The 24,703-nt window shown below is 39.4% G+C and carries 22 protein-coding genes; 16 read left to right on the top strand and 6 right to left on the bottom strand.

Features of this window, described 5'->3' with window-relative positions; translation table 11 throughout:
• The first annotated feature begins 354 nt into the window (after positions 1 to 354).
• From WAE57_RS04785 to WAE57_RS04805, 5 genes are all read left to right on the top strand, one after another.
• Entirely contained in the window at positions 355 to 1,581 is a 1,227-nt protein-coding gene (locus WAE57_RS04785) for a hypothetical protein (protein ID WP_253146834.1), read from the top strand.
• Positions 1,582 to 1,725: 144 nt separating this feature from the next.
• A complete protein-coding gene (locus tag WAE57_RS04790; RefSeq protein ID WP_337708760.1) occupies positions 1,726 to 3,243 on the top strand; it encodes a hypothetical protein in 1,518 nt (505 codons plus the stop codon).
• 7 nt (positions 3,244 to 3,250) lie between these two features.
• Positions 3,251 to 4,111, top strand: coding sequence for a hypothetical protein (locus WAE57_RS04795; RefSeq protein ID WP_313564267.1), 861 nt, complete (start codon positions 3,251 to 3,253; stop codon positions 4,109 to 4,111).
• Positions 4,112 to 4,122: 11 nt separating this feature from the next.
• Positions 4,123 to 5,127: a hypothetical protein gene (locus WAE57_RS04800; RefSeq protein WP_337708767.1), complete on the top strand. Its 1,005-nt coding sequence runs from the start codon at positions 4,123 to 4,125 to the stop codon at positions 5,125 to 5,127.
• An 18-nt stretch (positions 5,128 to 5,145) separates the two neighbouring features.
• Complete coding sequence (locus WAE57_RS04805; protein WP_253146846.1) at positions 5,146 to 5,427, top strand: YkgJ family cysteine cluster protein; 282 nt, start codon at positions 5,146 to 5,148, stop codon at positions 5,425 to 5,427.
• Positions 5,428 to 5,503: 76 nt separating this feature from the next.
• Here the strand turns inward: WAE57_RS04805 and WAE57_RS04810 are convergent, their stop codons facing one another.
• Together WAE57_RS04810 and WAE57_RS04815 are read right to left on the bottom strand one after the other, a co-directional pair.
• Positions 5,504 to 6,235 (bottom strand): Fic family protein, encoded by a 732-nt coding sequence (locus WAE57_RS04810; protein WP_253146848.1) that lies wholly within the window; start codon positions 6,233 to 6,235, stop codon positions 5,504 to 5,506.
• A gap of 691 nt (positions 6,236 to 6,926) precedes the next feature.
• Positions 6,927 to 7,181: a hypothetical protein gene (locus WAE57_RS04815; RefSeq protein ID WP_337708770.1), complete on the bottom strand. Its 255-nt coding sequence runs from the start codon at positions 7,179 to 7,181 to the stop codon at positions 6,927 to 6,929.
• 80 nt (positions 7,182 to 7,261) lie between these two features.
• On the opposite strand from WAE57_RS04815, the gene WAE57_RS04820 reads away from it, so the two are divergent.
• Positions 7,262 to 7,435, top strand: coding sequence for a hypothetical protein (locus WAE57_RS04820; RefSeq protein WP_337708772.1), 174 nt, complete (start codon positions 7,262 to 7,264; stop codon positions 7,433 to 7,435).
• A gap of 464 nt (positions 7,436 to 7,899) precedes the next feature.
• Here the strand turns inward: WAE57_RS04820 and WAE57_RS04825 are convergent, their stop codons facing one another.
• Positions 7,900 to 9,345: an amino acid permease gene (locus WAE57_RS04825; RefSeq protein ID WP_237786156.1), complete on the bottom strand. Its 1,446-nt coding sequence runs from the start codon at positions 9,343 to 9,345 to the stop codon at positions 7,900 to 7,902.
• Positions 9,346 to 9,762: 417 nt separating this feature from the next.
• Positions 9,763 to 11,265 (bottom strand): PLP-dependent aminotransferase family protein, encoded by a 1,503-nt coding sequence (locus WAE57_RS04830; protein WP_337708775.1) that lies wholly within the window; start codon positions 11,263 to 11,265, stop codon positions 9,763 to 9,765.
• A 308-nt stretch (positions 11,266 to 11,573) separates the two neighbouring features.
• On the opposite strand from WAE57_RS04830, the gene WAE57_RS04835 reads away from it, so the two are divergent.
• The 7 genes from WAE57_RS04835 to WAE57_RS04865 all read left to right on the top strand — a co-directional run bounded on the left by WAE57_RS04835 (position 11,574) and on the right by WAE57_RS04865 (position 20,000).
• Positions 11,574 to 12,857 carry a Glu/Leu/Phe/Val dehydrogenase gene (locus WAE57_RS04835; protein WP_237786158.1) on the top strand — a complete coding sequence of 428 codons (1,284 nt, stop codon included), beginning with the start codon at positions 11,574 to 11,576 and terminating at the stop codon, positions 12,855 to 12,857.
• Positions 12,858 to 13,002: 145 nt separating this feature from the next.
• Positions 13,003 to 14,184 carry a hypothetical protein gene (locus WAE57_RS04840; RefSeq protein ID WP_337708778.1) on the top strand — a complete coding sequence of 394 codons (1,182 nt, stop codon included), beginning with the start codon at positions 13,003 to 13,005 and terminating at the stop codon, positions 14,182 to 14,184.
• A 281-nt stretch (positions 14,185 to 14,465) separates the two neighbouring features.
• Positions 14,466 to 15,725, top strand: coding sequence for a 4-aminobutyrate--2-oxoglutarate transaminase (gene gabT / locus WAE57_RS04845; RefSeq protein ID WP_337708780.1), 1,260 nt, complete (start codon positions 14,466 to 14,468; stop codon positions 15,723 to 15,725).
• 19 nt (positions 15,726 to 15,744) lie between these two features.
• Positions 15,745 to 17,193 carry an NAD-dependent succinate-semialdehyde dehydrogenase gene (locus WAE57_RS04850; protein WP_337708782.1) on the top strand — a complete coding sequence of 483 codons (1,449 nt, stop codon included), beginning with the start codon at positions 15,745 to 15,747 and terminating at the stop codon, positions 17,191 to 17,193.
• Between the two features lie 580 nt (positions 17,194 to 17,773).
• Complete coding sequence (locus tag WAE57_RS04855) at positions 17,774 to 18,007, top strand: hypothetical protein (protein WP_237786162.1); 234 nt, start codon at positions 17,774 to 17,776, stop codon at positions 18,005 to 18,007.
• 435 nt (positions 18,008 to 18,442) lie between these two features.
• Entirely contained in the window at positions 18,443 to 18,925 is a 483-nt protein-coding gene (locus WAE57_RS04860; protein WP_337708785.1) for a VOC family protein, read from the top strand.
• Between the two features lie 496 nt (positions 18,926 to 19,421).
• The gene (locus tag WAE57_RS04865) at positions 19,422 to 20,000 is read left to right on the top strand and encodes a hypothetical protein (protein WP_337708787.1); all 579 of its coding nucleotides are present in this window, start codon (positions 19,422 to 19,424) and stop codon (positions 19,998 to 20,000) included.
• 284 nt (positions 20,001 to 20,284) lie between these two features.
• Here WAE57_RS04865 and WAE57_RS04870 read toward each other — a convergent pair whose 3' ends face one another.
• Positions 20,285 to 20,575 carry a hypothetical protein gene (locus WAE57_RS04870; protein WP_337708789.1) on the bottom strand — a complete coding sequence of 97 codons (291 nt, stop codon included), beginning with the start codon at positions 20,573 to 20,575 and terminating at the stop codon, positions 20,285 to 20,287.
• Positions 20,576 to 20,961: 386 nt separating this feature from the next.
• Between WAE57_RS04870 and apbC the strand changes: the two genes are divergently transcribed.
• On the top strand, positions 20,962 to 22,239 hold the full coding sequence (gene apbC, locus WAE57_RS04875; protein ID WP_337708791.1) for an iron-sulfur cluster carrier protein ApbC: 1,278 nt from the start codon (positions 20,962 to 20,964) through the stop codon (positions 22,237 to 22,239).
• A gap of 168 nt (positions 22,240 to 22,407) precedes the next feature.
• Here apbC and WAE57_RS04880 read toward each other — a convergent pair whose 3' ends face one another.
• Positions 22,408 to 22,956 carry a DUF2062 domain-containing protein gene (locus WAE57_RS04880; RefSeq protein WP_337708901.1) on the bottom strand — a complete coding sequence of 183 codons (549 nt, stop codon included), beginning with the start codon at positions 22,954 to 22,956 and terminating at the stop codon, positions 22,408 to 22,410.
• Between the two features lie 271 nt (positions 22,957 to 23,227).
• Here WAE57_RS04880 and WAE57_RS04885 point away from each other — a divergent pair, with 271 nt between their 5' ends.
• Together WAE57_RS04885 and dcd are read left to right on the top strand one after the other, a co-directional pair.
• The gene (locus tag WAE57_RS04885) at positions 23,228 to 23,821 is read left to right on the top strand and encodes a LysE family transporter (protein WP_237786167.1); all 594 of its coding nucleotides are present in this window, start codon (positions 23,228 to 23,230) and stop codon (positions 23,819 to 23,821) included.
• A gap of 125 nt (positions 23,822 to 23,946) precedes the next feature.
• Positions 23,947 to 24,516: a dCTP deaminase gene (dcd, locus tag WAE57_RS04890; protein ID WP_086174816.1), complete on the top strand. Its 570-nt coding sequence runs from the start codon at positions 23,947 to 23,949 to the stop codon at positions 24,514 to 24,516.
• The last annotated feature ends 187 nt before the right edge of the window (positions 24,517 to 24,703 follow it).

Genomic DNA, 24,703 nt, shown 5'->3' on the forward strand with positions numbered 1-24,703 from the left:
TTAATGATTGGTTGGCAAGTCTTCAGAATTACTACCTTAAAACTGATGGGCCATATGGAGCTACAAAACTGACTTCATTGGAGGGCTCATAAAATATAGAGGATCAATATTAACCTGCTGGGCTAATGTGTTTCCAAGAGATGGTTGTAGATCCTGAAATAAAGAATATAAGTTAAGTGCGGATAAGGGGCCTGTTCTTCCCCATGTTTTGGATAATGTCGTACAAGTTACCACCACAACAGACTAGGTTATTTTAGAAAAAATTATCAATAAAATAAATATAAAATATTGATTTTAATTAAAAAAACTTTAAAATAAAAAAATAAAAATCAAGTTTAAATTATTAGAGGGAACATGGATAAGCAAGAAAATTTTCTGGAGAGACTAAAATTTTCTCCGGCAGTTACTATTTGTACTTGGCTTTTAATAGGGGTTGGCTATTGTAATTTTTTTGTTAAAGACTGGGAGGTTCTTTTTTCAGTTCTAATTTTATCATTAGCATCATTAATTTATTTTGTATATTTCTTTTTTAAAACAGGTCAAGCAGGGCAGATTTTAACTGGAATAATTATAACTTTTTTAATAATGGGATTGTGTGCAGCTGTTCCAATTGTTGGTTGGATAGCATTGATACTATTTGTCTTATATAATATTAGTAAATCTTTTGAAAATATTAAAAATTTATTACCTAATGCAATTAATGCATTAGTTATATATTTTATATTGTTTTCTGTAGAAATGGATTTTTTTGATGCCGAGTTAGCAATGGCACTTTATATGGTCTCTGTAGGTATTTTTGCATATGGTATAGAAAAAAATAAATTTTCATCTGAAGTTGTTTATCTCAGATATTCTATTTTATTTTTATCCATCCCATTAATTATATTGTCCGTATTATCTATATTTTCTGCATTAAGAAATTTATTCAACATTAACTTACTTACACAGAAGATCCAAGTACAAACACCACAGCAAGTCGGAGGCTATACAAGAGTTAATGGGGTGGAGGTATCAGCCTACACACGTAACGTTACTCAAACAGTAGCACAAACATCGACATCAATTACTGCTGGATCAGGAGCAATGACATCATCACTTGTAAAGGATGCTTCGGGGATTGTGGCAGAATTAAGTGAAGAAAAAACACATCAATCTGAGCTAAAAAATATCGTAAATAGAAACCCAAAAAATGACTTTAAAACAAATAGTGAATATAAATTTTATTATAAAGATGATTTAGATAGGGGAAAGGTTCAAAATTTTATTAATGCGGTTGTTGCGATAGGGAATATGCCTAATCTTGTAATAGGAGATATTGAAGGTTATTTTGATGATACACTTTGGGGTAAAGGAGATAATGGTGTAGTTGTAACAGATTTATATATTTATTGTGTTGGTGGTTTCGGTGCGGATAGTTTTTATTTAGATATATCAAATATTATAAGTATTAATTTTTCTGGAATGGTAAATAAAAAAATTATTTTAGAAACTTCTGAAAAAAAATATGAAATGATATTAACACAATCTAATAAGGGGGCTGAGATTGTGTATGAATTAATTAAAAGTAAAATATATATTTAAAAGAGATTTGAAGTAAGTTAAGGTAATGGGATTGAGGTTATTTATTTTAATAATTTTAAAAATTCAATCCCATATTCTTTTAAATAGATTTGATAGTCAATACAAAATATTATTTAGCTATATAAACTTTAGGATCTGGTGTTCATGCAAGAAAAAACAATTGATTTGAAAGGGTTTGCGATTTCAGGGGCATTGTTTGAAACGACTTCGCGTTATGGCTCTGCTGGATCAGAATTTTTAAAGGGTTTAAGAGGTATTGATTATCAAACTGGACAAGAGTTTGATAGAAGCCTACTGGATATAAAATCCTATAAAATTAACGTAGACCATGCAAATCAAAATATTAAGCAACAAGCTGGATTTTCTGCTGAGATTGCCAGTGTTTCTCGTAGAAATGCCAAATCAATAATTAATAAAAGTAATTCTCATTTTAATCGTAGTGAAGACTTAGCGCATTATGGGAAGAATCATAATGTTGTTGATATTGTAGAATTATTTGATGATCAAGAAATTACATCACAAATGAAGTTTGTTACCAATAGTGAAAGTTTGGTTGATAAAATTGCTGCTGGTTCTGGTAGTGGAAAAAGTGACTATTCACGCTATATGGCTGTAGATAAGTTAGAAGTTCCAACAGAGCAAGTTAAGGAAATGAAAACTTATTGTCGTACTCAAGTAGAGAAGCTTAATAAGCAAGTTATGGCTTTAGAAAAGCAGGGCAAAAGCGAATTAGCTACAAAATATCGTGAAAATATTGAAAATTATAAAAAACTTGAAGGGAAAATTACAGATTCTGGTTTGACCACTGATCAGGCAATTAAGTATCGATTAAATCCTGAATGGGAAACTGTTCTAGATATCACTGAGGTCAGTCATCAGGCTGGAAGTGAAGGTGCGAAATTAGGAGCCGTCATTGGTGGAAGCATTTCGCTTATAAGTAATATGATTGCTGTCTATTCTAATCAAAAAGATTTTAGTGATGCTGCAATAGATGTAGCACAAGATACTTTAGTAGCTGCTGGTGTTGGTTATGGAACAGCTTTTGTTGGAACAGCAGCGAAGACATATATGCAACAATCTACCTCTTCAACCTTACGATCATTATCTGCAACAGGATTGCCAGCAACAATAATGACAACGTGTTTGGCGACAGGGAAATCTGTTAATAGGTATGCTAACGGTGAAATTGATGGCACAGAACTATTACAAGAAATGCATTTAACTGTATCGGGAACATTATCTGCATCAATGTTTACAATGATTGGACAGCTAGCAATACCAGTACCTGTTTTGGGTGGATTAATTGGTGGCATGATAGGTTATGCCCTGACAAATACCTTTTATCAAAGTTTTTTTGACGTATTAAAAGAGGCGAAGCTATCTGCTGAACAACGTGTAATTACAGAAATGAAATGTAAGGCAGCAAAAGAATTATCTTATGCCTATCAAAAAAGAATTAATAAAATTTTTACTGAAAAACTTTCTCAACTTGATCAAGACAGTCGAGCAATGTTTGCCATTCTAGATAATCCAGATATTTCTGCTGATGACTTTTGTGTTGGTATTAATAAATTTGCTCAATCGTTAGGTAAAGAATTAAGCATTAATAGTTTTGATGAGTTTGATCAAATGATGCTATCCGATGAACCTTTTAAAATTTAGGAGATAAATGATGTTCTTACATGATTTAACTGATAATGGTTATAACAGAACCTTATTTTTAGAATGTGCTTACATTCTTTTAGTAGCAAGAAGCTCAAATGATTTTTTTGAAATAGGGGAAGATCTTTGGAGTGATAATAAATATAAAATTAAATTTTTAAAAGATGATAACCTTCTCCCAATTTTAAATAAGTATGCAAGTGTATTTGATCAAAATATTAATGAGAAAAATTATTATTATTTAAAGAATGAAAAAAATTACTCTAAATTTTTAGAAAATGGAATTATGCGAGATTTCGATGGTGTTTATAAGATTGATGAAAAATATACTCATATAGATAATTTTGGAGGGAGTTCTTCTAATATTTTTGAGTATAGCCATATAACTTTTGAGGAAAGTATTAGGGGTTCAGCGAAAGAGAGCTGTTTCCCTTATCTATTTAGTATTTTTGGGTATTTCATGCAAAAAAAATTAAATGAAATAACGAAAGGTGATATAGAAAATTATCCGACTACTTTCGGGCAATTACTTGAAAATACATATGATCCTAGCTATGAGGCTATTTATAAGGAAAAACTATCAACATTAGAAATAAAGGCTGAAGTTTTTGATAATGTATTGGATTTAATATTTATTATGAAATCTGATCATTTAAAAAATATAAGTAATAGTGAGAAAAAAATTATTATTTTTGAGTTAATAAAATGTTGTTTTGATTATGGTAAATTTGGTGATATTGAAAAAACGATAATCAGTAAAATTTGTAAGTATCTTAAAGTAGATGCTGAATATATAGAAGAATTTGAAGATGTAATTGTTAAGATTTTAGCTTTAAATAAAGAAGCTAAAGAATTAATTAACGAATAGGAGTGTATGGAATGGCTGTTCCTTTAATTATTGGGTTGGGCCTTGGGGCTGTTGGGCTTTATAAAAGCGGTAAGGCTATTAAAGACAATATGGATGCAAATGATCTTAACAGTTCAGCGCAGAGTATTGTAAGGCGTGCTGAATCTGAATTAGAGGCATCTCGTGATGATTGTCAAAAGACATTAACTGATTTAGGTCAGCTTAAAGTTGAAGCTGTACAAGTGAATATACATAACTTTTTAGAAGAATTTAAAAAGATTAAAAATAAAGATGATATTGGTGATGCAGAAATAGGAAATTTAAAGTTATCGGAGTTTAGTGAGCAAGCATTACAGGAAATGGATGAAAAGGTTTCTTTTCTGGTAAGTTCAGGTTTAGGGGCAGGTGGTGGCGCTCTCAGTGGTGCATTGGCTGCTTTTGGTGCATATAATGGAACAATGGCATTTGCAGCGGCAAGTACAGGTACGGCAATTAGTAGTTTGAGTGGGGTTGCTGCGACAAATGCAACCTTAGCATGGTTAGGTGGCGGTACATTAGCATCTGGTGGGATGGGAGTTGCGGGAGGTACTTTGGCTTTAGGTGCGTTAGCAGCAGGGCCAGCATTGCTGGTTGCAGGCTGGTACATGGGGGCAAAAGCAGAAAGTAAAGTAAATGATGCTTTGAGTAATTTAGCAGAAGCGGAACGATTTAAGGTTGATATTGATTCTGCTATTCTTCTAACTGATGGTATTCGAGATGTCGCAAAAAAAGCGTCAGAAGTTATTAGTACTCTTAGAATGCACGCTAGACGTAATTTAAAATTATTGAAAAATGTCATTGATTCACAAGGTGTTGATTATTCAATTTATACTTTAGAAAATAAGCGCATTGTGATGAAAAACTTAAAAATTACTCAAGTATTGAAAGCTCTTATTGATACAGCAATACTAGATCAGGATGGTAATTTATTGGGTGATGCATCAAGTAATATTATTAAAATGCAGAATTATATAGATGCCGATTTTAGAGAGATGTAATAAGAGTTAGTTTGTTAAATGAGTTTAGAGTTGAAAACATTTCCATGTACCCAATGTGGTGCATGTTGTCGTCATGTAAATTTCTCCGAACTTACTGAATATCTTGATCGTGGTGATGGTATTTGCCGTCACTACGATTTTGAGTCAAAGTTATGTAGGATTTATGAAACTAGGCCAGAGATATGCCGAATTGATATTTTTTATCAGAAGCATCTAAAAAAACAACTTTCATGGAATGAATTTGTAGATTTAAATTTAATAGCTTGCAAACAATTGGGTGATTTAGATTATTTTTTCTAAATGGATATGGTTGGCATCGATCCATATATTGAGTAATCTCGTACAAGTTACCGTACAAGCTACCGTACAAGCTGATCTAAATACCTAATACAACTTGATACGGTTTAAATCCTTCCAGGACAGCATCAGAAACTAACTGGATAAATGCTTCAGTTTTTCCATAAGCCATCCACTGATCTAAGGCTTCATAGTAGGCCAGTCGATTTTCAATAGTGATGACACAAAGTGGATAGCCAGCTTTAAGCAATTCTAGATTCATTAAAAGACGTGACGTGCGACCATTACCATCAATGAAAGGATGAATACCAATAAAATCGGCATGTACTTTAGCTGCACGCTCAATAGGATGAAGCTTATGTGCTTCACTATTATACCAAGCTACCAATTGAGCCATCTTATCATTTAACAAAGTATAGTCAGGTGGGGTAGTGCTACCACCTGATATCAGGACGTTTTGCTGACGATAACGTCCAGCATTATCATCGTCAATATTCTTTAAAATGAGTTGATGGATATTACGAATTTGCCATTCAGAAAATGATTCCTCTTTCCGAATGATATCCTCAACATAGTAAATTGCATTTCTATGATTGATCGCTTCAAAGTGATCTTTCAGTGTTTTACCGCCTACAGCGATGCCTTCTAAAACTACTTTAGTTTCTAGCAGTGTTAGTCTATTACCTTCTATCGCATTTGAATGGTAGGTCCAGCGGAGAATAATATCTTCTGATAAATTCTTTATAGTTATTGGTGAAAAGGGACGATGCAGATCTAATTTTTTCTTTAGATCATCAATAGCTTTAAACATTACCCAATTCCTGAATCCATCTCAATAAATGATACATTAAAAAAGAGATGATAATATGTAATGATATATCGTTACATTTGTGTGTTAATTTAACGATGCTATAATCGGTGCACCATTTCAAATCCTGAATTGGGATTTGAACAAAACTACTTTGTGATTCAATACACTAAATCTAATTTGGGTCAAAATTGGGTCAATGATTTTTTTTATTCAATAAAATAGCTTTAGAATTAATAGGTTAGGATTTGAGTTCAATTGACGCCACCCCACCAAATTCTTAAATTTATATGTTGTTACATTACGATATATGAATTAAAAAGCCTTAAACATCAGTGTTTAGGGCTTTTTTTATGCCTGTATATAACTTTGTATGAATGAGCACATAGCTTGTTGCTGTGTATGGTAGTGTGTATAGTGTGAGTTAGTGAAAAGCCACCATACTGTAAGTTTTCGGCTTTTTTTGCACTAATCTGGTTTTTATTTTGCACTTAATATTTTACAGTTATTCTGCATTATCTAACGAATTGCCAGATAGTGCAGGGTAGTCAATTAACTCATCGAAACAATAGCAAATCCAATGCCGCCATCTTGACCTGAATTACCTCCATTCTTCACAGCCTTTAGCTTTAGCACCAACTACTAAATCAAAAGTAATTACTTCTTCAGTTGTATTAGTGAATTTAACTTTTAATCATCCACCTGAACCGCCACCGCCGCCATAAGACCAGCCAATATCTCCAATTCCAATGGCACCAGTACCGCCACTATTAATAGCCCCACTGCTAGAATTAATAGCAGCACCACCTTTTTGTGGTTCTCCACGATTATTTGGATTAACTACAGCATCATTACCATTCTGATTAATTTGTACTTCAAAGCTTGAATCAGCTGTAACTGTATTTATACCACCTGCGGCCAGCAGTACCATTTGTATAACTTGAACCATTACCCCCTATCCAAGGGCATTTATTCAATAAAACAGCCAGAATCATCACCACATTAGACCAGCCGGGCTGGTTTTATAAATTGTATTTTGGTGAACCGAGTACTCGGCAGCTGAAAAAAACCACCTTAGCGTTCTGCGGTATAAAAAAGATCAAAACGGCTTATATTGGTGCTGTTCGCGGTTCAAGTGGGCTAAAACGTGAAAAATGGTTAAGATTAATGGAAAAGTATGCCAAACAGAATGCAGCAATTTAATGGCTTGGAAAGCCTGCTGATCTTTCAGAAACATCATATCCAGGGAGATTTTTAAATTTGTGCATGAATAGGTTTTTTAGCATAAGGTTTTGATGGTCTGTTTTTTAATCACAGGATCAAATATAACTTGATGGAGTATTTAGCTTGATCACGTGTTTAAGAAGTTGGATGAACAACAGCATGCTTATATTCATCAGCTGATTTTTGCTGCTTGTGGCTTGATTTGTTCGCCATGTTATCCAAGAAAAAAAGATCTATAAAATGGGAGATTATTTAAGGCATTTTAGGCAGATGATGCCCGACTATTGAAAACGTTGTTACTATTTATATCCGATAAAAAGAAGAGCAGTTTTTGAATGATAAAAGATCTTTTATTGCTGTTGGTAGGTGAAAAGTTAGATTAACGATTCACCTACCAGCCGGGTCTGATTCTGTCCCCAAGATTTATTTTATCAGCTTGAGCGTTAAATATTGTCGCTCAGGTTTATTCTATTTTGCGGAATTTTTTTTTGTGAATCTTTACCCCAATTGAATTTTTGTGCACAGATGCCTAATCCGACAATAAAGAGTGCAAGCAAGCTGGTATAAGTCACTTCTTTGAAATATGTTCCTTCAACCAGCATGGTAATCAGGGCACCAATAATAAAGAAGATTGCCAGATAAGTCAGCCAAGGGAATAACCACATTTTAAAGTCAATCACTTGTCCTTCCGCTTCTAATTTCTTACGCATACGTAATTGAGAAAAAGCAATGGTGAGATAGACATAGAGTGCTGCTGTACCTGTCGCTAACATAAAGATGTCGTAGACATTCATACTTTCAGTGGCAGTTAGGTAGGTTGCGAATAAAGCGAATGATGATGACACCAGAACACCCATCCAAGGACTACCATTACGGTTGATTAAACCAAAGCTTTTCGGTGCATCACCACGTTTTGACAATGAAAACAGCATACGTGAACAGGTATAGAGTGCAGAGTTAAAACAGCTACACACTGAAGTCAGGACCACAAAATTGACAATGTGTTTTGCTTCTGGAATACCGAGTGCGGTTAAGGTCACACTATAGGTTCCCCAAGTTGGGTCTTTGAGTAGTGGATTGTTATGTGGAATGAGGCAGACGGTAATAAACATTGAACCAACATAGAATAACAGGATACGCCATACCACTGAGTTAGATGCTTTACGGATTTCATGTGAAGGGTTTTGCGATTCTGCGGCAGCCACCGTCACAATTTCAGCGCCAATGTAGGCAAACATAACCCCGAGTAATGCCGTGATTACCGCAGAGAAACCATTGGGCATGAAACCTTCAGCGGTTAAATGGGTAATACCTGTCGCACCTGCTTGGCTCCACGGCCATAAGTGCATGACTGCCAAGCTACCAATGACTAAGAAAATAACAATTGCAATCACTTTGATCAGGGCAAACCAAAACTCAAATTCACCATAGTTTTTGACATTTTGTAAGTTAACTACAACCAATGACACTATAACTAGGAGCATGTAGCCCCAGATAGGGATAAACGGAAACCAGCTGTTGAGAATTTTACCTGCGACATATGCTTCCCAGCCCATCAGTAAGGCCCAAGAACACCAATACAGCCAGCCAATGGTAAAACCTGCCCAGCGGCCAATTGCACGATCAGCATAGGTTGAGAATGAACCGCTATCCGGGTTGAGAACGGCCATCTCACCGAGCATGCGCATGATTAATAGAATGAGCAATCCACCAAAAGCATAGGCCAAAATTGCAGCGGGACCTGCCGAGTAGATTACATTACCAGAGCCAATGAACAGTGAGCCACCAATTACCCCGGCAATCGAGATCATTGTAAGATGACGTGACTTAAGTCCACTTTTTAAGCTGTGTGATGAATCGGGCGTGGAGACATGTTGATGTTCTGCCATATAATTTCCCTTAATATCCATAGTGCAACAGCAATAGAGCTCTCTACCTTGTGTACACTATCTGTCCTTTGAAACTGTAACCGAATTCGTAATCACTTCATTAATTTTAAGTTAAACTTAATAAAGCCGATGTTTCTATAAATACATGAAAAATCATACTTTGATTACAAAACTGTTACATGCTGTTTATGTATGCTGCTAATTTCTCTTTTTTGTTGTCAGGTGACGAGAGCCATTTTTTAGCTATTGAAGGGAGCCAATTGCTTTAAAAAGGTGAAAATTACAGAAAGAAATGTTTACAGAAAAATAAAGACTAAATAAAATGAAGTGGCCATAAAAGGTTTTACTCCTTGTTTAAAAACAGGCCGAGAATATATTGATTTTAAAAATAAAATTTTAATTAGAATTGAAATTTTACTAATTTAAAGTATGAATTCCATTGTCGCGCAAGCATTTCAACAGTACGCCGAAAGCCACCAATATTTCTTGTTCGTTCACGCAGGCGAAACCGAGCAGTAATCCTTTCTGCCGGGTAGAATAGTGCTTGGTATAGTATTGGGATAGGGCTCTGACCTTAATACCTTGATCAAGTGCATTCGATGCAATCAGGACATCATCACTGCTGCTTGGCAGTTTTAAAATCAGGTGTAGGCCTGCTGCCGTGTTGTATTCGTGCAGAAAATCTTCACCTAAATGGCGGTTAATTAAATCAATCAGAAATGCATGGCGTTTACTGTAGAGTAAGCGCATGCGCCGGATATGCGCCTCATAATGGCCTTCACGGATAAATTCTGCCAGTGCCTTCTGATCAATTAAATGTCCACCGCGATAGAGTTCTGAGGCCACAATACGCAGCGGGGAAAACAGTTTCTTCGGAACCACCAGATAGCCGATACGCAGTGCAGGATAAATGGTTTTGCTGAATGTGCCCATATAAATGACCGGGGAATCAGGTTCCAATCCTTGTAAAGACGGATAGGGCTGGCCTGAAAACCTGAATTCACTGTCATAATCATCTTCCACAATCCAGCTTTTATGCTGCCGGGCAATTGCAATCAGCTGTTTGCGCCGTTCCAGGCTTAGATGTGAACCTAGGGGATACTGGTGGGAAGGTGTAACAAAGATCAGCTTAGGGGGTACTTTGGGATCAAGATCAGGAATAATGCCTTCCTGATCGACCGGTAGTGAACGCAGATTGACCCCGTTAATGCGCAAAATATTGCGGGCGCCCCAGTAGGCTGGATCTTCGATCCAGACTTCATCTCCAATGTCGCTCAAGGTACGCGAGACTAAATCAATCGCCTGATGCGTGCCTTCGGTAATAATGATTTGATCGGCATCGCATTGCACCGAACGTGCAATTTTCAGATATTCGGCAAGTTCTTGGCGCAGTTCCAGACAGCCGCCGGCATTGCTGTAAATCAAGCGGGTAATTTCCGGTTCACGGCTTAAACGGGTCTGAATTTTGCTAAAAATGTGATGCGGAAACTCTGTCACATCCGGCGCACCGGGAACAAAAGCACCCCATTGATAAGGCGAAGCTGCTGAATAGCCGATTAAGTAAGAACCGCGCTGAGACAAGCTGTAACTTTGCTGAGATTTTTTTTCTTGAATAGGGGCGTTGCTATTTTCCGCCTTGACTAAAAAGGATTCGGGCAGTTTATCTGTGACCCAGGTGCCTTGTCCTGTGCGGGCATCGATATACCCTTGTGCCTGTAATTGTTCATACGCGCTTAATACCGTATTGCGGGAAACCTTGATCTCTTTGGCCAGATCGCGGGATGCCGGCAGGCGAGTCTTGGGTGCCAATACGCCGTCAATTATGGCATTGCGCAAGCAGCGAAATAATCGCAGCTGCAATGTTCCATCGATATCTTGCTGTAATCGCTGCAGCAAATAGTCTCCAAGCAAGCTACGCAATTGGCTCTCTCCTACAAATTCAAAGTGGCTCTCGTGAGAGCGATATCGGTATGTGCAAAATAATCTGGTCAGGCAGTAATTGTAAAGTATCCCGTTCTTGCGCAGTGGACGTAAATACGGGCCTGTAAACGGCAGGCAATATACACATATCTTGGTTAAAGCCAAAGCGAAAAATCCAAGCTGAATGTTTTAGCCCAGATCACGCTGGCTACAGACCTGGATCAATAAATGCCGACAAGCAGAGATAAATTTATACTTTTTGCGGCCGCAAGGAAATGCGTCTGCATACAAAAAAACAGGATCATGCAATGAACACAATGATGAAGGGGCTCACCTATACCGAGCACGGTACGACGGCCTGGAACAATTATCTGAAACAGCTGGATAAAGTGGCTCCTTATCTGGGTGAACTCAGCGAAAGACTGGATATGTTGCGACGCCCGAAGCGAAGCCTGATTGTGGATGTTCCGGTGATTATGGATGATGGCAGCGTTCAGCATTTTGAAGGTTATCGGGTTCAGCATAATTTGACCCGCGGTCCGGGCAAGGGCGGTGTACGCTTCCATCCTGATGTCAATTTAGATGAGGTGATGGCACTGTCGGCATGGATGACGATTAAGTGTGCGGCGCTAAATTTACCTTTTGGTGGTGCCAAAGGCGGGGTACGGGTTGATCCAAGCCAGTTATCCAAGCGTGAACTAGAACGATTAACAAGACGTTATACCGCAGAAATCAATTTGGTTATTGGGCCGCAAAAAGATATTCCGGCACCGGATGTGGGGACAAATCCGCAAATTATGGCCTGGATGATGGACACCTTTTCCATGAATGCTGGTTCTACCATTACTGGTGTGGTGACAGGGAAACCCGTGCATCTTGGCGGTTCTTTAGGCCGCAGTAAAGCTACAGGACGTGGCGTGTATATTAGCGGGCGTGAAGTGGCTCAGCAAATTGACCTGGATTTAAAGGATGCCCGGGTGTGCGTGCAGGGGTTTGGTAATGTCGGCAGCGAAGCCGCCTTGCTGTTTCATGAAAATGGCAGCAAAGTGATTTGTGTACAGGATCACTCGGCAACCCTATATCAGGAACAAGGAATTGATATACCCAAGTTAATGGAATATTCAAACACCCATCACAAGATTCAGGGGTTTGCTGCAAGCGACGAAATCGCGGCGGCAAAATTCTGGAAAATTCCCGCGGAAGTGTTTATTCCTGCGGCGCTGGAAGGGGTGATTGATGTGCATGTTGCCCAAACCATTCAAGCCAAGATCATTTTGGAAGGGGCCAATGGTCCGACTCTCACTGAAGCGGATGAAATCCTGAGTCAGCGTCAAATCACGGTTGTACCGGACGTGATCTGCAATGCTGGTGGCGTGACTGTCAGCTATTTCGAATGGGTACAAGACCTTGCCAGCTATTTCTGGACAGAAGAAGAAATCAATCAGCGCATGGACGTGATCATGAAAAATGCCGTACATGACGTTTGGCTCAAAGCCATGCAGGCCGGATGCTCTTTACGTACAGCAGCTTATATTTTGGCATGTGAACGGATTCTGATGGCTCGCCAAGAGCGCGGCATCTATCCAGGTTAAGGGTAGGGTCTCTTGCAGGATGCAATATTTGACCCGGCATAAGTTTGGATATTTAACGCCTTTGCTGCTTCCATTTGGTCAGAAACTTTGCTTTTGCCAGCGACCTGGTTTTGAAGATTATTATTTCTTTTTTGGGGCTTCTATAATGTCGCAACGTTTTTTAGTGAAACCATTTTCATTCTGTGCGCTTGTCGCCAGTGCCATGACGATGTCTGCCACCGTGCAGGCAGATACGCTTTCTTGGGGCGATGCCGATACCGATTTAGGCAAACTGACCGTATCGGGGTGGCTACGAGCGAATTATCAGGATAAAGATTATTCGGACAGTGACCATAAATTAAAGTTTAATGCGGCGAAACTCAGCCTGAAATATGATGCCAAGTCATTGTTCGGCGATGTGGAATACCGTTGCTATCAAAATGATACCCTGTGTGATTTTTCAACTTTGGTGAATGCCAACCTGGGCTATAAGCTGAATGATGACAGCCGCATCACCTTGGGTCTGCAAGATATGCCTTTTGGTATTGGCCGCTTCTGGAGCAGCAGCTGGTACGGCAGTTCAATGGACAATGCCGGCCTGGAAGATGTGCATAATCTGGGTATTAACTGGCAGCAGCAGCTAGGTACAAATACCAAAGTGAATGTGGCTTATTTTGTACGTGATGGTGGAAGTTTTGCCGGCACTGGTGACGATGCGGCGCGTTATGCGGCCAATTATGTCAAGCCGGAAGATGCCAGCACCGATGACATTGAAGAAAAAAACATGTGGGTTGCACGCATCAATCAGCAGATTCCGCTGCAGGACAGTCCGGTTAAACTGAATGTCGGCGGCTCGTACTGGTATTCAGATTTGGAAAATAACCGCAATGGTCAAACCGGGCATCGCAATGCTTGGAATGTGTTTGGTCGCTTAAACTACCAGAATGCAAACCTGACCCTGACTGCCGGACAGAATCGCGCAGATACCGAGGCTGTAGAGAATCCAGATTATGCGACGGTAGGTTCTTTTGAATCGAAATATCATGTGGCCAATAAAGCCAATTATTATGTGGCGAATCTGGATTATCAAATGACTGATTTTTACAAAGATTACGATCTGACGCCTTATGTCAGCTATACCGTCTTTGATAAAGACAAGTCTGGTTTTGCCACATCTACACGCAATATTTTGGGTGCTCAGCTGGATGTTAAGCAGTTTTCGCTGGCAGCCGAATATATCATCGGTAAAAATGATGTATTCATTGGCGGTGATGCCGGTTCTTTGGCGCAAGGAGATGCAGCAGGCCATAGCCGACTGCTGAATTTACTGTTTATGTACAATTTCTAAATTTTTGCTCTCAGTTATCAAAATGGCACCTTGTAAAAAGGTGCCATTTTTTTATGGTGTAATTTTAAGTTTATGATTTGTATCTAACTATTCTATTTTTTTGATTTTTTAAATCCTCGGGATGGGGTGAATTGGCTCTGTCTATCTGATTCAAAGTGGCTCTCGTGTCAGGCCGATAAAAGCGCAAAATGAGGAAGATCAACCAGTCATTTGCATATCATCAATCACATGATATGGATGCCAAAATTTTACAATGTATGAATCAAGAATGAGGATACAAAATGGACAGTAAACACTCTGCACTGAATGCACGTAAACAGCAAGCGACGCCTCGTGGTGTTGGTGTCATGTGTCAATGGTACGCGGAGAAAGCAGAGAACTCGACAATTTGGGATGCCGAAGGCAATCAATATATCGATTTCGCAGGTGGTATTGCGGTACTGAATACCGGTCATCGTCACCCTAAAATTATTGCTGCTGTTACTGAACAATTAACAAAATTTACCCATACAGCCTATCAGGTTGTACCTTACGAAAGTTATGTCTCTCTTGCTGAGCGTATCAATGAGCGCGCACCGATTGATGGCCCTGCAAAAACCTCATTCTTTTCTACCGGTGCTGAAGCGGTAGAAAACGCAGTTAAAATTGCCCGTGCCTATACTGGCCGTCACGGTATTGTGACTTTTGGTAATGGTTTCCATGGCCGTTCATTCATGACCATGGCCATGACGGGTAAAACTGCCCCTTACAAACGTGACTTTGGGGTAATGCCAGCGGGTGTTTTTCATGCACGTTATCCGGTAGAGTCAAAAGGCATTACTGTGGACGATGCCATCCAAAGCATTGAAGACATTTTTGCTGAAGATGTGGCTGCACATGATGTGGCGGCAATTGTACTTGAGCCTGTGCAAGGTGAAGGCGGTTTTAATGTTGTACCGGCAGAATTTTTAAAGCGTTTACGTGCATTGTGTGATCAGCATGGTATTTTGATGATTGCAGATGAAGTACAAACAGGTTTTGCCCGTACCGGTAAACTGTTTGCCATGAATCACTACGAAACCAAAGCAGACCTGATCACGATGGCAAAAAGCCTGGGCGGTGGTTTCCCGATCTCTGGCGTGGTTGGTCGTACTGAAGTTATGGATGCACCGAATCCTGGCGGCTTAGGCGGTACTTATGCGGGTAGTCCGATTGCAGTTGCTGCAGCACATGCAGTTATTGATGTGATTGAAGGTGAAGGTCTGTGTGATCGTGCCAATGTCTTGGGTGCGGAACTGGTTTCGGTATTAAATAGCATTAAAGCCAGCAGTAATGTAGTCACTGATATTCGCGCGCTGGGTTCAATGGTTGCAGTAGAACTGGAAACGGCTGAACAGGCCAAAGTGGTGCAAAACCATGCGATGGCAAATGGCCTGCTGATTTTAACCTGCGGTCGTTCTGGTAATGTGATTCGTTTCCTATATCCTTTAACCATTCCAACAGCGCAATTCCGTGAAGGCCTGGCTATTTTAGAACAGGGATTTGCAACTTTAACTGCATAAGAATGAATGAGGGATTGAAATGCTTCCAGATCATTTGAAATATTTATTACAGCATCCGGATATTTGTTTGGATCAGCCTTTAAGTGGCGATTACATCGAAGTTAAAGATGCGGCAACACATGACACGCTGGCATGGGTGAAATCCCATGACCGTGCGTCGGTAGAACAAGCAATTGCTCGTTCACAGACGGCACAGACGGCATGGAAAGCACAAACAGCATTACAACGCGCTGATGTGCTGTGGGCCTGGTTTGATTTGATGCAGGAAAATAAAGAGTCATTGGCTCAGATTTTGACTGCTGAACAAGGTAAACCTTTAGCTGAAGCGCGCGGTGAGATTGCTTATGCTGCCTCCTTTATCCGCTGGTTTGCTGAACAGGCACGCCGTATTGACGGTGAAGTGCTGACACCAACGCTGCCGAATCAGCGCTTGCTGGTCATCAAACAGGCGATTGGGGTCACCGCTGCAATTACGCCGTGGAATTTCCCTGCAGCCATGATTACCCGTAAGGCTGCACCTGCAATTGCTGCCGGCTGTTCTATGCTGGTTAAGCCGGCTGAGCAAACGCCATTAACAGCCTATGCTCTGGAAGTGCTGGCTTTGCAGGCAGGGTTGCCACAAGATGTATTGCTGCACATTAGTGGCGATGCCATTGAAGTGGGCAAAACCCTGTGTGAAAGCGACACGGTGAAAAAGCTGAGCTTTACCGGTTCGACTCAGGTCGGCCGCATTCTGATGCAGCAATGTGCACCAACCATCAAAAAACTGTCACTTGAATTGGGTGGCAATGCGCCAGTACTGGTTTTTGATGATGCCAATCTGGAGCAGGCGGTTCAGGGCATTATGGTCAGCAAGTTCCGTAATAGCGGTCAAACCTGTGTCTGTGCCAACCGTATTTATGTGCAAGATGGTATTTATGATGCGCTGGCTGAGAAATTGACTGCAGCTGTGGCCAATTTAAAAGTGGGTGATGGCCGTCAAGACGGTTCCACTCAAGGCCCGCTAATTGATGAAGATGCAATTGCCAAAGTGCAGTCGCATATTGCAGATGCAGCGAGCAAAGGTGCGCAGATTAAAATTGGTGGCCAGCGTTCAAGTCTAGGTGGCACTTTCTTTGAGCCTACCGTGCTGACTGAAGTAACCCAGGACATGAAAGTGGCTAAAGAAGAAACTTTTGGTCCATTGGCTCCGTTATTCCGCTTCCACACCGAAGAAGAAGCGGTGGCGATGGCAAATGATACCGAGTTTGGCTTGGCTACCTATGTATTCACACAAAGTACAGCGCGTCAATGGCGTGTGGGTGAAGCATTGGAATATGGCATGGTCGGAATTAATACCGGTGCCATTTCCAATGAAGTTGCGCCATTTGGTGGTGTGAAGCAATCTGGTTTAGGGCGTGAAGGTTCTAAATTCGGTATTGATGAATATCTCGAAATGAAATATCTGTGTGTAGATTTATCTTCATAATAAATGCTACATCAATCAGTTAAAAATCAGCCCTGCCCATTCAGGGCTGATTTTTAATTAACTGTTTTTTATACAATAAAAACTATTTAAACTTAACTCACACAGCAGTTAAAAAATATTTTAAGCAACAACATTTACCTATATCAATAACTGGAATTGATTTTCTGCCAAACATCTTTATTGGCTAAAATTATTGTTACACTGTTTAATGGTTTTTTTTATTGATTATGTATAACTAAATATAAGACACGAGTTCAACTCCTGTCATCTCAAATTCCAAATCAGAGAGTTCGATTTCATATAAAAATATTTAGAATCAATATTTAATGAATTTTCAATCTAGAAAAAGTCTTTATGAATATTTTAAATGTCACTCTTGCTTAGACTTGTATTGAGAGGTGATTCTTGATGAACCAAAGCCATAATTTTATATGAATTAGAATAAACAAATCAGATATTGATTTTGAAAGATAGGCGAGTAGTCTGACTATATAATAATTAAGCGGATAAGGTGATTCTGAAAAACAACTAAGCTAATCATTTTTTGTATTTAATTCTAGATTATTCCTGGAGTTGTAAAATGAAATTATCAGAACAAGTAAAACAAGCATTTTTTGATTACATAAATCACAACTATAGAGTACCAAATTATCTATTAGTCAGTCCCGATATCTATAAAACATTACTTGAGGAACATAGTAATTTTATTACCACTACCCCAATGGATACGGGCATGGAAGATATGAAATTTCTAGAGTGTGAAATTGGAGTAACTTCAAATGATGAGTCATCATTTGAATGGAAAAAGAAATAATGTATTTTTGCTGTGATCGGAATTTCATCCTGTGTAATTCACTGTCTTACCTTTACGGGTACACAGCTAATGGTGCAATTTCTTCAGTTAAATGACCGTTTTTAATTACCGACTGCATGCAGGTTAAAAGCGGATCTTAAATTTACCCTGCTATTCTCGGTATAGTTTTTCTTATTGATTATCTCCTGTACCAGTAGCATCCATAGAGAACTCTGTTTCAACTATAAAATTATTAATTCAAGCCTACGAAAACAAATAATTTTGATCACTAAAAAATATGTTTAGATCAATAAAAAAACAATTATGAAATAGGTCTATTCCATTTTTTAGTTAAATATAGAAAAGGTGCCGAATAACTTAATTAGGCTGATATGCGGGACGCGTTGCAGTTATGTCGAATAGCGTAAGCTCTGGTCTCAATAAAGAGGTGAAATAATGAATATTGCAAAGAACACGATATGCCTTTGGTACGATAACGATGCTGAGGGTGCTGCACGATTTTATGCCGAAATTTTTCCGAACTCATCTGTTGGGGCTATACATCATGCACCTGGAGATTATCCATCAGGGAAAGAAGGTGATGTCATCACGGTCGAGTTCACGGTACTCGGTATTCCATGTATTGGACTGAATGGTGGGCCAGCATTTCAGCATAATGAAGCATTCTCATTTCAGGTTGCAACCGAAGACCAGGAGGAAACGGATTGCTACTGGAATGCGATCGTCGGCAATGGTGGTCAGGAAAGCGAGTGTGGATGGTGCAAGGACAAGTGGGGGATTTCTTGGCAGATTACTCCTATAGCTTTACTCGAGGCTTATACCAGTTCTGACCGTGCAGCCGCCAAAAGGGCGTTTGATGCAATGATGACGATGAAGAAAATTGATATTGCCACGATAGAGGCGGCATTTCGTGGCTGAGATGTAGCAGCTTAATAATTCATTAAAGTTGGGCTACGTGGTGAGGTGACTTAACTCAAAATATTGAATTTATGATCGGATGAACAGGAAAACTTTTGAGATTTAGCTTGTGCACTTTCATTGGTTACTCGGAGAGGATATCTAATCCTTTATTCCAGCGAAAAGTTTTCTGCGGTCGCTGAAAATTATATCCCTATATGTATTCATAATTTGGAAAGTGCTAAGAATAAATTAAATCCCCTCATTCTTTCGAATCAGTATGTGACAAAAAATTATACAGTTCTCTAAATACGTAAATTATTGTGTCCCATTGAGTTTGTTTGTTATGAAATTTGTGTATTGCGGTACATGACGTTGATGGAATAACTCAATTTGGTTAAAAATAATCAACAAAAAAATAATTATGTTTTATTCCGTTTTAGTTATAGGGCAAAGTTGAGTCATATAACTTGAGTTAGGGGTCACAAACATAACCTCCTGTTCGGAGAACAAGACTATGAATTTCCTTAAAATATTGATGATTACCGGATGGGTTGTCCTATCCGTACCGGCCATTCTGGCAGCGGAGACTAAGGGTGGCAAATCGGGCAGCACCCCAGCAGCTGACCAGAAGGCTATCGCCAGTGCCATGAGCGCAGCACCCAAAAAAGTGGGTGCAGCAGCCACCATTGTAGCCATAGGCACAGATGGCAAGATGCGTACCTTACGTAAAGGTAGTAATGGTTTTACCTGTATGCCGGATAATCCGACCACTCCCGGTCCAGACCCGATGTGCATGGACAAGGCAGCCCTGGAATGGGCGGAAGCCTGGATGGGTCACAAACCGCCGACTGTAGGTAAAATCGGCTTTATGTACATGTTAGAGGGTGGAACCGATGCCAGTAATACGGATCCCTATGCCCAAAAACCTACCGCGGGTAACCACTGGATTAAGACGGGTCCCCATGTCATGATTGTCGGTGCTGAACCTGGCTTCTATGACATGTATCCCAAAAATGCCCAGCCAGATACTGCTGTACCTTACATAATGTGGCCCGGAACTCCCTATCAACACTTGATGATCCCGGTGAAGTGAGGGGATTAGTCTGTGCTCGTCACAGACAAGATTCTCTAGGTGCAGCTATCATCCTTCTAGAGATAAACAACACATCCTGTAGTGCAGCGGTTTGCTGTGCATGCCGCTGCACTAGATTCATGAACTTAAAGCACAGGCCAGTAGCGAATGTGAATGGCTCAAGAAAACAGCCACTGATACCCTGCACAAATTAAAAAATAATCAGACTTAGATCTGCTTGGCTTTAAAGTTATTTTGTAGCTCTACACTATCCACTTTAACCATTTTTTATAAATGATTTTGTATCATTCTTTTGTAATTTGATCTTTATGAATGTCCTGATCGGTATTCAGCCATTCAATTTTCTTCACCTGATCGTTCACAATGGTAATGGTATAAAGCATATTTTCCACTTCATAAGTATAGTCCATGGCCAGATAATGCTTTTTACCTTCTTGGAGTTCATGAGTAATCATGGAACTCGGAGACAAATGCAGACGATTTTGCATGTCGATATAAGAATCTCCCAAGCTGAGGGTTTGCCCTTCAGGAGTACGTATGGAAGATGTTTCAGAGGCTGCATGAGTAAATGTCATCGCTGACAAAAATATAAGTGGAATTAGTTGCTTAAATAACATGTTATCCCCAAAATAAAATGACAATCAAAATAATTTATCAATATAAAGAACAAAATAGCAGCATGTCTGTAGCAGAATTATTAACAAAATAAGCCCGATGTCGGACAGATCATTTTGACTTAAGGCTGTTTTATCGTGTGTATCTACATGTTCTTTATAGCATAGGTGTGCAAGACGCCTTGTGGGTGTAGATAAAATCCAATACTGAATATTGCAAGTTATAGATTTATTTGCATTTACAATCGCATTCATCAAGCTATATAGAACAGAACTATGCTTAACCTTCGAGGCATTTAAAGCTAAACTATGTTATTCAGCTGTATGTCCGTACTTGGAGTAAACTTATGTCGTGGCTTTCTTCGCTTAAATCTGTGTTTTCACTCGCGCAAGAGGTGAAGGAGGAAGAAATCCAGAATGTGCTACAAGGCTATATCCTGCCCAATTCCAAGCATGCCCTGAAAGACCGAATTACTCAAATTAATGTAGAAGGTCAGGTATTACAAATCACCATTAATACTTATCCTGAAGAAGCCGATCATCTACAAAAAATTCATGATGATTTGGCCGATGCACTGGAAAAATGCGGCATTCAGGAACTGAATATGCATGTCATTCAGCAAAAGCACAAACAGGGTGAAAGCTGCACTAACCATGATCATGAAAAAGATGGACATTGTGGTGACAATAAAGCCCAAACTTCCACTACATCTTCAGGCCAAAAACTTCCGCCTGTTGTAGATGCTGCTGGACAAATGCCCCAAGCTGAAAGCAAGAATGCAGAAGATCCTAATAATCCACCAATCCAGAAACCGGCACCGCAGCAAAGAGATGTGCCCAAGCATCCACGTATTCAAAATGTGATTCTGGTTTCGTCGGGTAAAGGGGGGGTGGGTAAATCTACAACCACCGTCAACCTTGCTTTGGCCTTACAAAAACTGGGTTTAAAAGTCGGTGTTCTGGATGCAGATATCTACGGACCAAGTATTCCTACCATGCTAGGCAATGCCGGACGAACTCCCATGATTGAAGCAGAAAATTTTGTTCCGCTGGATGCGTATGGTCTGGCCGTGCTTTCTATTGGCCATTTAACTGGAGATAACAACACTCCGGTTGCCTGGCGTGGTCCCAAAGCGACCGGTGCCTTAATGCAATTATTTAACCAGACTTTATGGCCAGACCTGGATGTATTGATGATTGATATGCCACCCGGAACAGGCGATATTCAATTAACCTTGGCGCAGCGCATTCCGGTGACAGGTGCGGTTATTGTCACCACACCGCAAAATGTTGCCTTACTGGATGCCACCAAAGGCATCGAACTGTTTAATAAAGTTCAGATTCCGGTGATGGGTGTAGTGGAAAACATGTCGACGCATATCTGTTCGAATTGTGGTTATGAGGAACAGATTTTTGGTACAGGTGGCGGTGACAAATTAGCTGAACAATACCATATTCCTTTACTCGGGCGTTTACCGTTAAATGTGCAAATCCGTGAAAATGCCGATGCCGGAAAACCTTCTGTGCTGGTAGGAGATGATGCTGCGGAAAGTTATATGGCAATTGCACAGAAAATTGCCGATCAATTGCCGAAAGTAGAAAAACCACAAAACCGGATTTTCTAAATTTTTTGTCTGATTAAAGCAATATCTTCGAAAAGCCCAACCTTGTTTGGGCTTTTTACATCTTGAATTTAGCTTGTATTTGCAATAACAGACAATGCCATGAGACAGCAAGAAGCCGGCTAGGCTTCTAATAGATTAAATAGTGAGTCATAGCTAAAAATGGCATGATTACTGCGGATCTCGGCGCCGTTTATGATGCAGGATAATATTCCATCGCCACAATAGTCGGGTAATCACGAATAATGCAACTGCAAAAATGAAAGCCTCTAGTAACAACCCGGATAATAAAATTTTTGCTAAACTTAAATCGATATGTCCATGCCCAAAGTGGGTGATAACGTGGCTGATCTGATGCAGCACACCCAGAATCATATCCTGATTAATCATATTGACGTGGAATATTTTACTGCCTAACCAGAACCCCAGATACAGAATCGGAACTAAGGTAAAAGGATTGGTTAGCCAGGCCAGACATAAACTGACCGGGAGGTTGACTTCAAATAGCAATACCGTCAATACAATCAAAATACTGTGAAATGGTAAGGGCAACATGCCCCAAAACGTGCCAATAAAAACAGCTTTTGAAATGGACTTTCTGTTCACGTACCAAAGTAAAGGATTTAAGGTGCGTTGACCAAAAATCTTCATTACTTTCATCTCTGCAACTTTTTGCGGTGAGGGAAGCCATGACTGAAAGAACTTTTTTGCCATAAAAATCGGCCGTTTAAATGATGGGATATTGTGCCTGAATAGATCCTTGAGGGACAGCTCAAGCCGGCTAAATGTAAATCATCAACCTTAAAATAGTATTTGTTGAAACTTTTTCTAACAAATGACTCATAAGTGAAATTGTAAGTATTTATTATAATTTATTGAAATTTAAATGATTTTTAAAATAAACTCTGTGTTTGTAAAAGATATAAAATTTCTGATTTGCTAAGTACAATAAACTCATTTACTCTTCGCGCACTCTATAGAGAGGTCGCATATGATTTCGTGGTTATTCATTGGCTTGGTTATTACCATTTTATTAACGCCTGGTCCAACAAATACATTGCTGGCATCTTCCGGTATTCAGGTTGGGGTACGTAAATCATTACGATTGATTCCTGCCGAATCTTGCGGCTATTTAATTGCCATCACTGTTTGGGGCATGGTCATTGGAACAGTTTCTGCTAAATGGCCAATCCTTCCCACACTATTAAAGCTTCTCAGTGCACTTTATATTATTTTTCTCGCCATTAAACTCTGGAAAACGGCAGATATTGAAGCCAGTTATAATCAGCCTACCATTCGTGCGCGCGAATTGTTTTGTGCAACTTTGTTAAATCCTAAGGCTTTACTCTTTGCTTCGGCAATTTTTCCAAGCACAGCTTGGCTCACAGTACACAACTATTTCCTCCATATTGCTATGTTTCTGGTGTTAATTGTGCCGATTGCCTTGTTTTGGACATTTATTGGCTCAATTTTAGCGTCAAATAAAGTGGGGTGGTTAAATCAATCTAATTTGCAAAAAACCGCTTCATTGATTTTACTGAGTTTCTCTATCCCTCTTAGCTATTCTGCTCTTTTAAATCTTTAAATATGGACGAGAAAAATATTCATTTTGTAAAAAATGTCATCATCACCCGTTCATTATTTCCATTACGGTAGATTTCAGTTAAAGTACAGCGCAATAATTGATTTAACTATTTTTGGATACAAATAATGGCAATTAAGTCTGATCGTTGGATTCGTGAAATGAGCGAAAAACACGGCATGATTGAACCGTATGCAGAAAACCAGGTACGTTATGACGAAACTGGTGAAAAACTCATTTCTTATGGTGTTTCAAGCTATGGTTATGATGTTCGTTGCGCACGTGAATTTAAAGTATTTACCAATGTCCATTCAGCAATTGTTGATCCAAAAAACTTTGATGATAAAAGCTTTATTGATATTGAATCGGATGTTTGCATTATTCCGCCCAATTCATTTGCCTTGGCCCGCACAGTAGAATATTTCCGTATTCCACGTAACGTATTGACTGTATGTTTAGGTAAATCGACTTATGCACGCTGCGGTATTATTGTAAACGTTACTCCACTTGAACCTGAGTGGGAAGGTCATGTGACCCTGGAATTTTCAAATACCACCAATTTGCCAGCACGTATTTATGCCGGTGAAGGTGTGGCCCAAATGTTGTTCTTTGAATCTGATGAAGTATGTGAAACCTCTTATAAAGACCGTGGTGGTAAATACCAGGGTCAGACCGGTGTGACATTACCGAAGGCATAAGTACTATAAATAATTGAATAAGCGGATCATTTTGGTCCGCTTATTTTTTGTTTCCTTCATTCATCGGAAACTGTGTTCATTCGACCAGTTTTTTTTGCAATTGCAATAATATTCAGCATAATAAAAAGTTGTACAGACTTGGTAATAACATTGTCGTAATGACAAATAAATAAAAATTCGGCATACC

It is taken from the genome of Acinetobacter sp. NS-4, assembly GCF_037402435.1.
In the GTDB taxonomy this organism is placed as follows: domain Bacteria; phylum Pseudomonadota; class Gammaproteobacteria; order Pseudomonadales; family Moraxellaceae; genus Acinetobacter.

What these genes read in the sequence shown, in the direction of transcription:
- WAE57_RS04885 (WP_237786167.1), top strand. Translation starts at nt 23,228, where the DNA reads ATGATTTCGTGGTTATTCATTGGCTTGGTTATTACCATTTTATTAACG.
- WAE57_RS04855 (WP_237786162.1), top strand. Translation starts at nt 17,774, where the DNA reads ATGAAATTATCAGAACAAGTAAAACAAGCATTTTTTGATTACATAAAT.
- WAE57_RS04795 (WP_313564267.1), top strand. Translation starts at nt 3,251, where the DNA reads ATGATGTTCTTACATGATTTAACTGATAATGGTTATAACAGAACCTTA.
- WAE57_RS04815 (WP_337708770.1), bottom strand. Translation starts at nt 7,181, where the DNA reads ATGGTTCAAGTTATACAAATGGTACTGCTGGCCGCAGGTGGTATAAAT.
- WAE57_RS04805 (WP_253146846.1), top strand. Translation starts at nt 5,146, where the DNA reads ATGAGTTTAGAGTTGAAAACATTTCCATGTACCCAATGTGGTGCATGT.
- gabT (WP_337708780.1), top strand. Translation starts at nt 14,466, where the DNA reads ATGGACAGTAAACACTCTGCACTGAATGCACGTAAACAGCAAGCGACG.
- WAE57_RS04840 (WP_337708778.1), top strand. Translation starts at nt 13,003, where the DNA reads ATGTCGCAACGTTTTTTAGTGAAACCATTTTCATTCTGTGCGCTTGTC.
- apbC (WP_337708791.1), top strand. Translation starts at nt 20,962, where the DNA reads ATGTCGTGGCTTTCTTCGCTTAAATCTGTGTTTTCACTCGCGCAAGAG.
- dcd (WP_086174816.1), top strand. Translation starts at nt 23,947, where the DNA reads ATGGCAATTAAGTCTGATCGTTGGATTCGTGAAATGAGCGAAAAACAC.
- WAE57_RS04850 (WP_337708782.1), top strand. Translation starts at nt 15,745, where the DNA reads ATGCTTCCAGATCATTTGAAATATTTATTACAGCATCCGGATATTTGT.
- WAE57_RS04785 (WP_253146834.1), top strand. Translation starts at nt 355, where the DNA reads ATGGATAAGCAAGAAAATTTTCTGGAGAGACTAAAATTTTCTCCGGCA.
- WAE57_RS04790 (WP_337708760.1), top strand. Translation starts at nt 1,726, where the DNA reads ATGCAAGAAAAAACAATTGATTTGAAAGGGTTTGCGATTTCAGGGGCA.
- WAE57_RS04860 (WP_337708785.1), top strand. Translation starts at nt 18,443, where the DNA reads ATGAATATTGCAAAGAACACGATATGCCTTTGGTACGATAACGATGCT.
- WAE57_RS04800 (WP_337708767.1), top strand. Translation starts at nt 4,123, where the DNA reads ATGGCTGTTCCTTTAATTATTGGGTTGGGCCTTGGGGCTGTTGGGCTT.
- WAE57_RS04870 (WP_337708789.1), bottom strand. Translation starts at nt 20,575, where the DNA reads ATGACATTTACTCATGCAGCCTCTGAAACATCTTCCATACGTACTCCT.
- WAE57_RS04825 (WP_237786156.1), bottom strand. Translation starts at nt 9,345, where the DNA reads ATGGCAGAACATCAACATGTCTCCACGCCCGATTCATCACACAGCTTA.
- WAE57_RS04835 (WP_237786158.1), top strand. Translation starts at nt 11,574, where the DNA reads ATGAACACAATGATGAAGGGGCTCACCTATACCGAGCACGGTACGACG.
- WAE57_RS04865 (WP_337708787.1), top strand. Translation starts at nt 19,422, where the DNA reads ATGAATTTCCTTAAAATATTGATGATTACCGGATGGGTTGTCCTATCC.
- WAE57_RS04810 (WP_253146848.1), bottom strand. Translation starts at nt 6,235, where the DNA reads ATGTTTAAAGCTATTGATGATCTAAAGAAAAAATTAGATCTGCATCGT.